This window comes from Flavobacterium sp. P1_E4, assembly GCF_056405915.1.
The window spans coordinates 1-13,763 of sequence record NZ_JBFUBE010000031.1 but is presented as its reverse complement, the minus strand read 5'-3'; the positions used below and the strand labels follow the sequence as shown (position 1 = coordinate 13,763).

Sequence of the window (13,763 nt, the reverse complement as noted above, 5' to 3'; positions counted from 1 at the left end):
GTTACTATCAAACCGTCTTCCTATAATTTAAAATCGCCCAAAGATTAAAAAATACGGCGAAACAGGATAATGCCAAAAATTGTGTTCCAAGTTCTGAAATGACGCTTCCTTTCAGATAAACCATGCGCATGACCTCCATAAAATATTTCAATGGATTAAAAATGGTTATGTACTGAGCCCATTCAGCCATACTGTTGATTGGAGTGAATAAACCACTCATCAATATCAAAATCAGCATAAAAAAATACATCACAAACATGGCCTGTTGCATCGTATTGGAATAATTGGAGATAACAAGTCCAAAGCCCGAAATTCCCAAAATATAGAGTGCTGCAAAAAAATAGATGGTACCCAAACTGCCTGCTGGAGACAATCCGTAAACGACATAAGCCAAACCAAAAGCGATCGTAATTACCGTAAATCCGATTATCCAATACGGCAGTAATTTTGAAATTATAAAAATAAACTTTGGGATCGGAGTCACATTAAGCTGTTCCATCGTTCCTGCCTCCTTCTCTCCTACTATATTCAGAGCCGGGAGAAAACCGCAAAGCATTGTGAGCACCATTACCATCAAAGCGGGAATCATATAAATTTTGTAGCTCAAATGAGGATTAAATCGGTTTTGGGAAACAATTTCTATAGACGGAAACTTTGTCTTAGTTGCAGATTGAATCCATTTCTCACGTATTTCTGCAGAAAAATCAGTTACGATGCCTGAAAGATATGCACTACCCAATCCTCCTTTTGTGCCATTGACAGAATTAGCAGAAATCAGAAGATGCGCTGTTTGTTCACGAACTAAATCTTTTTCAAAATTGGCAGGAATTTCCAAAATAATGTCCGCCTTGTCTAGTTCAATTTGATGAAGGGCTTTTTTAGAATCATCAACAACGGAAGTCAATTTATAATAACCGGAAGATATTACCTTTTGAACCAATTGATTTGAATAACCACTGTGATCATTATCAACCACGCACAGATTTATGTTTTTAATCTCAAAATTAGCCGCAAGCGGAAATACCAACAAGACCATAACCGGGAATAATAAAATCATCCTAGGCATAAACTTATTGCGTACAATCTGTTTGAATTCCTTTTCTAATAAAAACTTTATCATAGCTACTCCAAACGATTTTTAAAATTTCTTAAACTTACTCCAACAATTACCACAACCATAAATCCGAGTATTAGCAATTCCTTATAAATGGTAGAAACTCCGGTTCCTTTAATCATAATATCTTTAACAGCTATGATGTACCATTTTGCCGGAATAATATTAGACAGTAACTGCAATGGCAAAGGCATATTTTCGACAGGAAAAATCATTCCTGATAGCAGCATTATAGGCATCATAAAAATCATCCCCGCTATCAACATGGCCGCAATTTGGGTTTCTGTAATGGTAGAAATCAACAATCCCAATGAAAGCGCTACAAAAATAAAAAGCATCGAAAGGATTACGAGCCAAAACAGACTTCCGGCAACAGGAACCCCCAAAACAAAGACTGCCAACAACAACACCGATACTGTATTGACACAAGACAATAAAAAGTAAGGAACCGCTTTGGCAAGTATTATATAAATAGGCTTTAGAGGTGAAACAAGCAATATTTCCATAGTACCCATCTCTTTTTCGCGAACGATGGCTATGGACGTCATCATCGCGCAAATCAGCATCATAATAAGTCCCAAAACTCCGGGAACAAAATTATAAGCATCTTTCATTTGGGGATTGTAGAGCATTTTTACTTCTGGCAAAATCTGAAAAGGGACTTTCATTCCTTGCATTAAATCCTGCTGATAATCCATTATGATGGCTCTGGCGTAATTGGTTACTGCAGTTGCTGTATTTGGGTCGGTCGCATCAGCTATTAACTGAATATGGGCATTGCCCGAATGCAATAGGTTGGACTCGAAATTTTCGTCGAAAACAATTACCAATCCTATTTTGCCTTCTCGAAATTCGTGTTCGATTTGAGAAGGATCACTAAGATATTCCGCAACATCAAAATAGTTACTCGAATTTATCCGTTCGATTATTTTTCTGGAAGTACTGCTTTTTGAAGGATCGTAAACTGCTACCTTAGAATTTTTAACTTCGGTTGTAATGGCAAATCCAAAAAGAAGGATTTGGCAAATAGGCATTAGCAAAAGGAGCATCATTGTTCGCAGATCGCGAAAAATATGCAGAAATTCCTTTTTTACAAATGCTCTAAATTGCTTCATGTTTTTTAAATCAATTACTTTTTTCCTGCAAGGTTTTTTTCAAACCTTGTAGGTATTCGAATGTACAAGGAGCAATACCTACAAGGTTTGAAAAAAACCTTGCAGGAATCCACACCTCATCGTTACTTGTTTTTTGTGCGATTTCATTCTAATCTGCTTTACGCATTGCTTTTCTGGCTAATTGTTGAAATACTCCATCCATGTCATTGGCGCCATATTGGAGTTTGAGATTCTTTGGTGTGTCCAAAGCACTTATTTTTCCATCGACCATAATCGAAACGCGATTACAGTATTCGGCCTCGTCCATATAGTGCGTAGTGACAAAAACGGTTATACCACGAGCAGAAGCTTCATAAATGAGTTCCCAAAATTGTCTTCGGGTCATAGGATCGACACCACCTGTAGGTTCGTCAAGAAATACAATTTTTGGGTTGTGAAAAATCGAAACTGAAAAAGCTAATTTCTGTTTCCAACCTAATGGCAAATCTTTGACCAAAGTATTTCGTTCTGCTTCAAAATGTAACGTCTTCAGCAACTCATCTGTTTTTAGCGCTATTTCTTTTTCGGGCATTCCATAAATCCCAGCAAACAGCCGAATGTTTTCCCAAACTTTGAGGTCATTATAGAGGGAAAACTTCTGACTCATATAACCTATGTTTTTTTTAATTTGTTCGGGATTTTTATGAATATCAAAACCAGCCACAGTTCCTTTGCCCGATGTCGGTTTACTTAAACCGCAAAGCATACGGATGGCAGTGGTTTTGCCGGCTCCATTAGCACCGAGAAAACCAAAAATCTCTCCTTGATTTACTTCAAATGTAACGTCGTCAACAGCAGTAAAATTACCGAAGCGTTTCACAAGATTATTGACCGTAATAGCATTCATAGTTCTATTTTTTTCTTTTTAAAATAATAGCAAAAAAGCTAAATCTTCCCCTTTAGCCCCGATTGCAGTGGAAATCCTTTTGTGCCGGGGTTCGGCACAAAAGATTGTAACGAAAAGCGGGACAATATATCCTAAAAACGCCTAATCTTTCTGCTCCAAATCAATAATCGAATTCTCTTTTAATGTTTTTCAAAATCTAAACTCATATAGCAATCTTCAATTTTGGGTTCGGTTTGATGGATAGTAATATTTGTATGACCACTTTTTATTAAGAAAGATTCTAGTTCGTTTGTTGAAATTGGTTCGTTTTTGAAAGTAACGTGATGGGAATCGCCAAACGCAAAACAGGATTTTACATTCGGGAACTGTCTGATATCTTTCAATAATTTGTACATATCATTGCTCTGCACCGACCAAAGAGATGCTCCGAACTGGCTGACCATATTTTGGGGCGTGTCAATTTTGAGTATTTTACCCTCGGCAATCAAGGCAATGCGGTCGCACAAAGTAGCTTCGTCCATATAAGGCGTGGAAACCAAAATCGTGATGCCCTGTTCTTTTAATTTTTTGAGCATTTCCCAAAACTCTTTTCGGGAAACGGGATCGACGCCCGTTGTGGGTTCATCAAGAAATAATACCGACGGCTTATGAATCAAAGCGCAAGACAAGGCTAATTTTTGTTTCATTCCTCCCGAAAGAGCACCTGCTTTACGGGTTTTAAAAGGTTCGATTTGTTGATAAATATCTTTTATGAGATCGTAATTTTCTTCGATAGTGGTGTTAAAAACGGTGGCAAAAAAAGTGAGGTTTTCTTCAACGGTCAAATCCTGATAGAGCGAAAATTTTCCAGGCATATAACCGACCCTTTGCCTGATTGCCTTAAAATCTTTGACCACATCAAAACCATCTACAGATGCGTTTCCCGAATCGGGTTTTAAAAGTGTGGTTAGAATGCGAAAAATAGTGGTTTTACCTGCGCCATCGGGGCCAATCAACCCGAAAATCTCACCTTTATTGACCTGAAAAGACACATCACGTACAGCCGTTATTTTTCCGTTGCCATACGATTTGTTAATATGGTTTACGTTGATGGGAAAATTAGTGTCGCTATTACTCATTGGAATGTTTTTTTATCAAAAGACGACATCGCCGTACATCCCTATTTTTAAAGCTCCGTCATTTTTAACTCGAATTTTTATGGCATAAACTAAGTTCGCTCTTTCATCTTTGGTTTGAATGGTTTTAGGCGTAAACTCCGCTTTGCTGTTAATCCATTCTATAGTTCCGGTATAGGTTTTGGATTTGCCTTCTTCGGTATCCACATTTATTTTTACAGTATCTCCAATTTTAATTTTGGCAAATTGTGAGGCTGTGATGTAAGCTCTCAGTTTGATAACGGACAAATCGGCTATTTTATAAATTGGTTTACCGATGGTAGCCATTTCATACACATTAGCATATTTAGCCAATACCGTTCCCGAAACAGGATTGGTAATGTTGCATTTTTTGATTTGGTCTTCAATCTGCGCCAATTGAATCCCAACCGTACCGCTTTGTTCATTAAGATTATTGGTTGTGGTCGCTAATTGACTACTCAAAGCATCGATTTTGGATTGTATAATAGCAATCCTATAATTGGCATCATCAAGCTGTTTTTGGGAAGCCACATTTCCTTTTACCAAATTTTCGATTCTTTTTTTGTCTTTAACTGCATTTTCAAGTTCTTTTTGCAAAGCCTCAATTTGGATTTTGCTATCGGGACGGCCCGATAAAATTGCCTTTCCGCTTTGTTTTAGTTGCATTTTGGATAGGTACAATTGTGTGCTGTCTATAACGCCCACTTTTTGTCCTTTTACCAATTGGTCTCCTTCATTAATGTTCAATGCCAAAATTTTTCCATTGGCTTCCGCCGATACAATTGTTTCCGTAGCTTCAAAAGTTCCTGAAGCATCATTGTCCTTTTCTCCTTTACCACAGGAAAAAAAGGGGATGCAAAAAACTATAAGGCTTATTTTATATAAATTGAATTTCATTTTTTGCAAAATTAAATTAGTTACCGCTTATCGTTTTGTAGTTATAAATACTCATAAGTAATTGGACATTGTGTAATGCCTGATTCCCAATAGCTTCACTCTCTTTGTTCATCGCGGACAGTAAATCGTTCATAGCAACAACTCCATTTTCATACATTAATTGATATGATTTTTTGATATTGCCTTTCAGTTTGATGATTTCTTCATCTTTCGCTATAATTGCTTTTTGCTTTTCGATGTCGTTATTGGCTTGAGTCAACTGCAATTTATTGTTGAACAAAAAAGTTTCCTGCTGATTGTTGATTTTGTCCATTTCGATTTTATCCAAATCCTTATTGTTGCTGTTTTTATAGAGCCCAGCGGTACTCCAAGACATACTGATTCCCGCAAGTGCCAATCCGTTGAACTTTGATTGACCGAAATTAATTCCGGGCTCTATCAAAACGCCCGCTCCTAATAAACCGATTTTAGGCATCAAAGAAACGGTATTGATTTCTGAACGGGATTCAGCGAGTTTTAATTGATTGGCATACAAACTCAATTCGGGTCTATGATTACTGATATTATCAACAGATTCAATTAGTACTGGTTTTTCGAGTTTTGCATTTTCTTCTAATTTCTCTCCTGTCAGATAAGACAACATTTGAACATAGCCTTTTCGGGTATAATTGAATTCGATTTTCTTCTGTTCCAAATTCAGCATTTCGGCCTTGACCTCATCTACATCTGAGGCATAAGCCAATCCGTTTTCTTTGGAAAGTCGAACTTTGTTCAGTCCAAGTTTTAATTCATCGTACAAAATATCCAATTGTTTGTTTTGTTCATCGATTAACAAGATTCCAAAAAACAGCTGATTAACGCGTTCTCGAATAGAATACAACGAAACATCAACACTTGATTTTTCTACCTCGGCAACCGATTTTGCAATATCTTTTTGAGTACGTGTCGCACCTCCGTCCCAAATGGTTTGGTTAATTTGGGCAATGCCAATAAACTGGGCTTTATTTTGTTCTCCAGAAGTGGAACCTGGCGCCGAAAATTCAGGCAGCCCAGCAAAAATGTATCCACCAATTCCCGTTACGCTTACCTGTGGAAGATAGGCTTTGTTGGCGTTAGAAATGGTATAGTCAGATGATTTCGAAATCAAATCGTACTGCTTGATTAACGGATAATTTGCTTTCGCTTTTTCCTGACAGCCATCGATGGTTACTTGTCCATTTGCGGCACATAATCCGAAAAGCAGAAAAGATAATAAGAGTTCTTTCATTTAATTTTAAAATTTTAATCTCTGCAGCTTTGATTTTTTTGGTCGTCATTTTCTTAACTCCACTAAACGAATATACGAATTTTTCGAATTGGAATATTAGATAAAATCATTAGAATGATGACACCTAAAGAAGCCTCGTTTAAAGATATTATATGTCTCTTTTCTATCATTTTATACCATTGTTTTAAACCCATTGCTTACATTGAGTTATAAAAAAGTTAATTAATATCCGTGATTCAAAAAAAACAATAATTTTGGCTCATCATTAAAATCAAAAAACCAAAAAAACATGAAAAACCTAATCACAGTTTTGGCAGTAGCCATTTTTTCAGCAGGTATGAATGCAAGCGCTCAAGAGACTAAACCAAAAGAAGCTCCTAAAAAAGAATGTACTGCCAAAGAAAAAAAGGCATGTGACAAATCCAAAAAAACTTGCTGCACAGCAAAATCTGAAAAGAAAGCGTAATGTAATTAATTCATAATAATCCTAAAAAGAGTGTTTGTAACCTTCAAACACTCTTTTTTTTATGCAAAAAAAACTTACTTACAGGTGATGTATTACTAAAAATCCCTTTGCTTCTATTTTATAATTCTATATTTTTGAGGAAATTTATTCTTCATGCTCAAAAAATTAGTTTTCTTAAAATGGCTAAAATTCTTGGATATTGAAATAATTGGATTCTAAAAATCCAAATTACCGGGAGTTGTTTAAAATTTAGACAATCTATGACAATTGTTTTTGGGGCAACCATTTATGAAGTATAGCATCCAGATCATCTTCGATTATTGGTTTGGAAACATAATCATTCATGCCAAATTCTAGACATTTATCTTTTTCGCCTACCATAATTCCGGCAGTTAAAGCGATAATGGGTATTTTGTCTCCTTTTTTATGGCTTCTAATTTCAATCGTGGCATCATATCCATTTTTTATTGGCATTTGAATATCCATCAAAATTAAATCGGGATTATTGATTTCAAATTGCTCCAGACCTTCCTGCCCGTCCATGGCTTCCAAAATAATAGCATTCGGAATAATTCTTTTAACTAATGTTTTGGCCAAAAACATATTAATTTTATTGTCTTCCACGATCAAAATACGCAATGCATCCAAATTATTGGTGCTTGGTATTCTAGGAATTGCCTTATGCGGCATCAATTCGACAAAAGTATCTTTAAGAGGTTCTGCTTTTTTAAATTTAACAAAAAAGAAAAAATCACTACCATCTCCATACTTACTTTTCAGTTGCAAATTACTGCTCATTAATTCAAGAAGTAAATTGGAAATAGCCAACCCTAAACCTGTCCCTCCAAATTTTCTTGAAGTAGCGCTATCTTCCTGTACGAAGGAATTGAAAATTTTCTTTTGGTTGTATTGTTTGATACCGATACCAGTATCTTTAATTGAAAATTTTATGGTTGCATTTTTTTTGCCTCCTTTTACTTGTTCAACATCCAAATGAATATGTCCAAAAGAAGTAAATTTCAAGGCATTACTAATTAAGTTTACTAATATTTGTTTCAACCGAATCGAATCTGCACATATGTATTGTGGTACATTTTCTTCAATAGTCAGTGCCAAAGCTATATTTTTTATATTAGCCTGATGCTTAAACAAATCTATAACTTGGTGCAACAGCCTGAAAAGATCAATATCCTCAATATGCAAATCTAATTTACCAGATTCAATTTTTGAAAAATCAAGTATGTCATTAATAATTTCCATTAAAGAATTAGCCGAAACATTGACTGTTGACATATATTCCAACTGATTCTTTTCAAGATCTGTTTTCATCAATAAATCAGTAAAACCAACAATACCATTTAATGGAGTCCTGATCTCATGACTCATATTGGATAAAAAATCTGATTTGGCTTTATTGGCTTCCTCTGCCAGAATTTTGGCTTTTTTTAGTTCTCTATTGGTTTGTTTTAATTGTTCATTTATCTCTTCGTACTCAGTATATTTTATATACAAATCCTTTTCGTTTTCTTCCGCTTTTTCTTTGGCACGTATCAATTCCAATTCCAACAATTTATGATCAGTTATATCCCGAATAGTCCCCACAACAACAGAAGGATTATTATCTTCATCCCATTTTAAAGTTCCTATTCCATGTAACCAGCGTTCGGCATTATCATTTACCCTTATGATTTTGTATTCTTTGTTAAATGGTTTTCTTTTATTTACGACTTCCTCTTGAAAATACACTTCCAAACTTTCCCTCCAAGCAGGATGTACCAAAGCCCCCCAAGATTCTTGATTCAAATCATAATCAGCATCTATTCCCAAAATAGTATTCAGCAAATCGGTTCTGGTCCATATTCCTGTATGCATATTTATACTATAAGTCCCTAATTGTGCTATGATTTGGGTTTCTTTCAAAAACTCTTCTTTTTCTTTTAAGGTATCAATTGTTTGAATCCGATCGGTAATGTCCTTAACAAACAATAAAATCTGCTTTTCTGATAGTTTAACGGCATCAATAGACCAATATCGTAAAGTTCCTTTTTTATGGATAAATTGTACTACATCATTGGAAGTTCTTTTCATTGAAAGAGTTTCAAATATCTTTTCAATTTTAATCAAGGAATCTGACGGAGTCAAATCCTTAAGCGTTATTTTTAACAACTTATCTTTAGAATAGCCCGTAATTTTTGTCGCTGCTGGATTTACTTCCAAAAAATATCCGTCTTTATTTACCACTATTACACCATCTGGTGCATTCTCCACATAGCCCCTAAATTTGGCATTACTTTGTCGCTCTCTTTCTTTCTCTTTGATAACAGCAACTTCTTTTTCTTTTGCCAAAATTTCGCTTTCAATTCGCTTTTTTTCGGTTATGTCTTGAGCCACTCCCCTCAAAACTACAATTTCTCCTCTATCATTTACAATAGGAACTCCAGTGCCGTAAATCCATTTGAAGCGATTATTGGGAAAGTTCAGTTTATGGGTAATTTCATAAGGTAATTTACTTTTGACGGATTCACTTATCTTATTGTTGAGAATCTCCTTATCTTCTTCTGAAAAATGATTCAGATAAAGTTCATATAAGTTTTCACTAGCATCATTGGGAATCTCGAAAATACGATATAATTCTTTGGACCAAATCAATTCCTGTGTATTCAAATTAAATTCCCAACTACCAATTTTGGCAATTTTTTGGGCATCGTTTAATAAATTTTCGCTAGCTACCAATTGTTCTTGTACAGTCCTAATTTCGGTGATATCTCTCCCAATAGAATATACAAGATTTTTTGAAGGATTTATAATGGATGTCCATTGCACTGATAAAAGCTCTCCCTTTTTAGTAAGGATTCTATTTTCAAAAATTACTGAAGTCTTTCCTTTTAAAAGTTCTTGTAAAACATTCCTTGTTTTGGCAACATCTTCTGGGTAGATGTATTTGATATAGCTATTCAGTAGTAATTCCCTTTTTGAATAACCTAATTTTTTAATGAATACAAGATTGAATTCTTTGAAAAAACTATTTAAATCCGAAACGCAAATAAAATCAGAAGTTTCTCTGGTAAAAAATTCAAAATTAGGAATAGAATCTATTTTCCTTTGTAGTAACGAAATCTTATGCTCCTGTTTTTTTATTTTTTGCAATAATTCTTCAACTGATGGTATAGTTTCTTTCATAATCACAAAACAAAATTGAATTAATAGACAAAACCAAATAACAAAAAAAGTAGGTAACTAAAGATATGAAATTTATATCACATAATACACTAAGGTATAAATAATTAGAATCTCCACAGCAACTACATTTAGATCAAAAAAAAATCTTCCTTTACTATGATAAAGGAAGATTTTTTTATTATTTGTAAAATGTCTTTAAATGAAAAAAAATTATGAATCGTTAGTATTAATTCTTCAACCATTTTGATAATACTTTTTCCAAATCAGATTGAATAATAGGCTTTGTAACATAATCAGACATTCCGTGTTCTATACACTTTTCTCTTTCTCCATTCAAAACTCCAGCCGTTAACGCAATAACCGGTATATGTTTTGTTTTTTCTAATTTTCTGATTTCTAAAGTAGCATCATAACCATTTTGAATTGGCATTTGAATATCCATCAAAATTAAATCTGGCAAATTTTCTTCTGCCAAAGTCACTGCGTCCTGACCATTGGTCGCTTCTATCAGATCACAATTTTTTATAATTTTATTGACCAATGTTTTCGCCAAAAGCATGTTTATTTTATTGTCCTCTGCAATTAATACCTTAAAACTACTTATTGAATTTGATAAATGGGAAGGCGGATCTTGAACCAAATCTCTTTTAACTTCCAAATTATTGGGCTTACACGGCATTTTATCGTATGCAACAGTAAAAAAGAATTTGCTTCCCATTCCGTGATTACTCGTTAATTTTAATTCACTGTTTTTTAATGCTAAAAGCTGGCTTGAAATTGCCAATCCGAGTCCTGTTCCTCCGTATTTTCTGGTAGTGGTATTATCAGCTTGAACAAATGATTGAAAAATTTTCTTTTGATTATAATCCTTAATTCCAATTCCGGTATCTATTACCGAAAACTTAATTTTCGAGAACTTTTCTCCCTCGTCGACTTGAACCACTTGTAATTTGATATGACCCGAAAAAGTAAATTTCATCGCATTACTTAACAAGTTCACCAATATCTGCTTTAATCGAAATGAATCTCCATTGATATATTTTGGCACATTGGGGTCAATATCAAGTAATAATTCAATTTTTTTATAATTGGCTTCGTATTTGAATAAATTTATGATTTGATTTGACAATTGAATGATATCAATTTCCTCACAATTCAATTCCAGTTTTCCAGATTCAATTTTTGAAAAATCCAGAATGTTATTGATAATTTCCATCAAAGTATTGGCCGATTCATTAACCGTTTTAAGATATTCCAATTGGTCATTATCGAATTTTGTTTTCAATAACAAGTCCGTAAAACCTACAATTCCATTTAGTGGCGTCCGTATTTCATGACTCATATTGGCCAAGAAATCAGATTTTGCTTTATTGGCAGCTTCAGCTTTCTCTTTGGCTTTGATAGTGTCATCAATTTGTTTTTTTTGAGTTATATCTTGAACTACACCTTTTAATGCCACAACATTATTATTTTTATCCATTATGGGAACTCCAGTACAAAAAACCCATTTAGTTTTTTGATCTGCCAAAACAATTCGATGTTCCATTTCATATGGAATCTTATTGGTAATGGTGTTATATACATTTTTATTTAAATCCTCTGCGTCTTCGGGTAAAAAACAGGATAAATACTTTGCATATAATTGCAAATCATTAGGGGTATTTTCAATTTCAAATATTTCATATAATTCGTTGGACCAATTTAAGTCTTGAGTCATTAAATTAAAATCCCAGCTCCCTATTTTTGCAATTTTCTGAGCTTCATTAAGTGATTTTTCACTGGACAAAAGTTTTTCCTGTGTTTTTCTAATCTCTGTAACATCTCGAGCTATAGCGTAGATTAAATTATTGGCAGTATGCAGATTGGCTTTCCATTGTAAAAAAATCTGTTCTCCATTTTTTTTAATGTATCTATTCTCGAAATCGATTGTAGGATTGTTTTGTGACAAGTTTTTGACTTCTTCTAAGGTTTTTTCTAAATCATCAGGATGAATAAACTCAAGAAATGGTCTTGATAATATCTCTTCCTTAGAATAACCCAAAACTTTGGCAAATCCATCATTTACTACTTTGTAATAGGTATTAGTATCCGCGATGCAAACTAAATCTGGAGACTCTTTTACAAAATATTCAAAATTGGTTATAGCAAGCTTTTCATCATTTAACTCTTTAATTAGCAATTCTTGTGCCTCAACTTTTTGGAGTAATTCATCGTATGTAAACTCCTTTTTCGTCTTTTCCATTATTAGAAATTAAATAATTAAATGTTTGCTACTCGAAAATTTTTATAAATATAGCACAGTCTTTCAGAAAAAAAAACACCTGCTTAAAAAAGACGAAAATTAAATCAATAAATTCGACAAAAAAGTTTATTTTTTATATACATTTTTGAACTCCCCTACTATCTACAAGTCATTTCAAAATAAACTAGATATTGTTTTCTTTCAATAAAATAATTCTATTCACAAAGCGTTTACAACAAATAGAACCTCTATTTAAAATACCAATATTTAATGTCAATTATTTTTTTAACAAAAAAATAACACAACACTTGTATATACAAATATAAATATAACTACATTTGTATCAACAAATAAGACACCTACAAATATGAAGATTGAAGATGTATTAAAAAGTACGGTTGATTATACTAAATCAACAAGAGTGGTTTTGAATTTGATGTACACACAGAACGTAATCACTGACAGTTTTAATGAAATCATAAAACCTTATGATATTTCAGGGGAACAGTATAATGTATTACGCATATTAAGAGGGCAAAAAGGACATCCTGCAAATATGTGCATCATACAGGAAAGGATGCTTGCCAGAACAAGTAATACAACAAGACTGGTTGATAAATTATTATTAAAAGATTTGGTCACACGTAATGTTTGTCCAGAAAACAGAAGAAAAATCGAAGTTTTAATTACACAAAAGGGTTTAGATTTATTAACAGAACTGGATCCAAAAGTAAAAGATCATGAAGAAATTTTTTCTAAAAATCTTAATGAAGAAGAATTAATACAATTGAATACCTTACTAGAAAAATACCGAACTAAATAAACATTAATATTATGAGCAATTTTTTGAATAATCAAAATTGGAGATACGCAACAAAGAAATTTGATGCCACAAAAAAAGTTTCAGCAGAAGATTTAAATACTTTAAAAGAAGCTATCCGTATGAGTTCATCTTCATATGGTTTACAACCTTACAAAGTTATTATCGTTGAAAATCCAGAACTAAGAGCACAATTACAACAAGCTGCTTGGGGACAATCACAAATAGTAGATGCATCACATTTATTTATTTTTGCTAATGACACTAATATTGGAGATGAAGAAATCGATCAATTTTTAAATACCATAAGTATTACAAGAGAAACTCCTTTGGAATCATTAGCCGGTTATGGAGATTTCATGAAATCAAAAATTTCGACTTTGGAACCAGCAATCAAAAATGTTTGGACATCAAAACAAACGTATTTAGCTTTAGGAAATTTATTAAATGCCGCTGCAGAGCTTAAAATAGATGTAACGCCTATGGAAGGATTTGTTCCTGCACAAGTAAACGAAATATTAGGATTGGACAAACTAAATCTTAATGCTTCACTTATTGCAACTGTTGGATACCGTCACGAAGAAGATGCTACCCAATTTTACAAAAAAGTTAGAAAATCACAAGAGGACTTATTTATCAC

11 protein-coding genes are annotated in these 13,763 nt (G+C 33.5%); 3 read left to right on the top strand and 8 right to left on the bottom strand.

The window, feature by feature from the left end:
* Positions 1–7 precede the first annotated feature (7 nt).
* The 6 genes from AC1DY0_RS17720 to AC1DY0_RS17695 form a co-directional block, all read right to left on the bottom strand.
* Positions 8–1,120 (bottom strand): ABC transporter permease, encoded by a 1,113-nt coding sequence (locus AC1DY0_RS17720; protein WP_477189913.1) that lies wholly within the window; start codon positions 1,118–1,120, stop codon positions 8–10.
* Positions 1,121–1,122: 2 nt separating this feature from the next.
* Positions 1,123–2,229 carry an ABC transporter permease gene (locus AC1DY0_RS17715; protein WP_477189912.1) on the bottom strand — a complete coding sequence of 369 codons (1,107 nt, stop codon included), beginning with the start codon at positions 2,227–2,229 and terminating at the stop codon, positions 1,123–1,125.
* Positions 2,230–2,377: 148 nt separating this feature from the next.
* Positions 2,378–3,115, bottom strand: coding sequence for an ABC transporter ATP-binding protein (locus AC1DY0_RS17710; protein WP_477189911.1), 738 nt, complete (start codon positions 3,113–3,115; stop codon positions 2,378–2,380).
* A 179-nt stretch (positions 3,116–3,294) separates the two neighbouring features.
* Positions 3,295–4,233 (bottom strand): ABC transporter ATP-binding protein, encoded by a 939-nt coding sequence (locus AC1DY0_RS17705; protein ID WP_477189910.1) that lies wholly within the window; start codon positions 4,231–4,233, stop codon positions 3,295–3,297.
* Between the two features lie 15 nt (positions 4,234–4,248).
* Complete coding sequence (locus tag AC1DY0_RS17700; protein ID WP_477189909.1) at positions 4,249–5,148, bottom strand: HlyD family secretion protein; 900 nt, start codon at positions 5,146–5,148, stop codon at positions 4,249–4,251.
* A gap of 16 nt (positions 5,149–5,164) precedes the next feature.
* Positions 5,165–6,415 (bottom strand): TolC family protein, encoded by a 1,251-nt coding sequence (locus AC1DY0_RS17695; protein ID WP_477189908.1) that lies wholly within the window; start codon positions 6,413–6,415, stop codon positions 5,165–5,167.
* A gap of 289 nt (positions 6,416–6,704) precedes the next feature.
* On the opposite strand from AC1DY0_RS17695, the gene AC1DY0_RS17690 reads away from it, so the two are divergent.
* Positions 6,705–6,881, top strand: coding sequence for a hypothetical protein (locus tag AC1DY0_RS17690; RefSeq protein WP_477189907.1), 177 nt, complete (start codon positions 6,705–6,707; stop codon positions 6,879–6,881).
* A 258-nt stretch (positions 6,882–7,139) separates the two neighbouring features.
* On the opposite strand, the gene AC1DY0_RS17685 is transcribed toward AC1DY0_RS17690, so the two are convergent.
* Positions 7,140–10,061 carry a PAS domain S-box protein gene (locus AC1DY0_RS17685; RefSeq protein WP_477189906.1) on the bottom strand — a complete coding sequence of 974 codons (2,922 nt, stop codon included), beginning with the start codon at positions 10,059–10,061 and terminating at the stop codon, positions 7,140–7,142.
* 226 nt (positions 10,062–10,287) lie between these two features.
* Positions 10,288–12,303, bottom strand: coding sequence for a PAS domain-containing protein (locus tag AC1DY0_RS17680; protein ID WP_477189905.1), 2,016 nt, complete (start codon positions 12,301–12,303; stop codon positions 10,288–10,290).
* Between the two features lie 367 nt (positions 12,304–12,670).
* On the opposite strand from AC1DY0_RS17680, the gene AC1DY0_RS17675 reads away from it, so the two are divergent.
* Together AC1DY0_RS17675 and AC1DY0_RS17670 are read left to right on the top strand one after the other, a co-directional pair.
* Positions 12,671–13,126 (top strand): MarR family winged helix-turn-helix transcriptional regulator, encoded by a 456-nt coding sequence (locus AC1DY0_RS17675; RefSeq protein ID WP_477189904.1) that lies wholly within the window; start codon positions 12,671–12,673, stop codon positions 13,124–13,126.
* Positions 13,127–13,137: 11 nt separating this feature from the next.
* A partial coding sequence (locus AC1DY0_RS17670) for an NAD(P)H-dependent oxidoreductase (RefSeq protein WP_477189903.1) occupies positions 13,138–13,763 on the top strand: 626 nt, incomplete at its 3' end.

Coding starts and splice junctions, on each gene's coding strand:
- AC1DY0_RS17720 (WP_477189913.1), bottom strand. CDS start 1,120: ATGATAAAGTTTTTATTAGAAAAGGAATTCAAACAGATTGTACGCAAT.
- AC1DY0_RS17715 (WP_477189912.1), bottom strand. CDS start 2,229: ATGAAGCAATTTAGAGCATTTGTAAAAAAGGAATTTCTGCATATTTTT.
- AC1DY0_RS17710 (WP_477189911.1), bottom strand. CDS start 3,115: ATGAATGCTATTACGGTCAATAATCTTGTGAAACGCTTCGGTAATTTT.
- AC1DY0_RS17705 (WP_477189910.1), bottom strand. CDS start 4,233: ATGAGTAATAGCGACACTAATTTTCCCATCAACGTAAACCATATTAAC.
- AC1DY0_RS17700 (WP_477189909.1), bottom strand. CDS start 5,148: ATGAAATTCAATTTATATAAAATAAGCCTTATAGTTTTTTGCATCCCC.
- AC1DY0_RS17695 (WP_477189908.1), bottom strand. CDS start 6,415: ATGAAAGAACTCTTATTATCTTTTCTGCTTTTCGGATTATGTGCCGCA.
- AC1DY0_RS17690 (WP_477189907.1), top strand. CDS start 6,705: ATGAAAAACCTAATCACAGTTTTGGCAGTAGCCATTTTTTCAGCAGGT.
- AC1DY0_RS17685 (WP_477189906.1), bottom strand. CDS start 10,061: ATGAAAGAAACTATACCATCAGTTGAAGAATTATTGCAAAAAATAAAA.
- AC1DY0_RS17680 (WP_477189905.1), bottom strand. CDS start 12,303: ATGGAAAAGACGAAAAAGGAGTTTACATACGATGAATTACTCCAAAAA.
- AC1DY0_RS17675 (WP_477189904.1), top strand. CDS start 12,671: ATGAAGATTGAAGATGTATTAAAAAGTACGGTTGATTATACTAAATCA.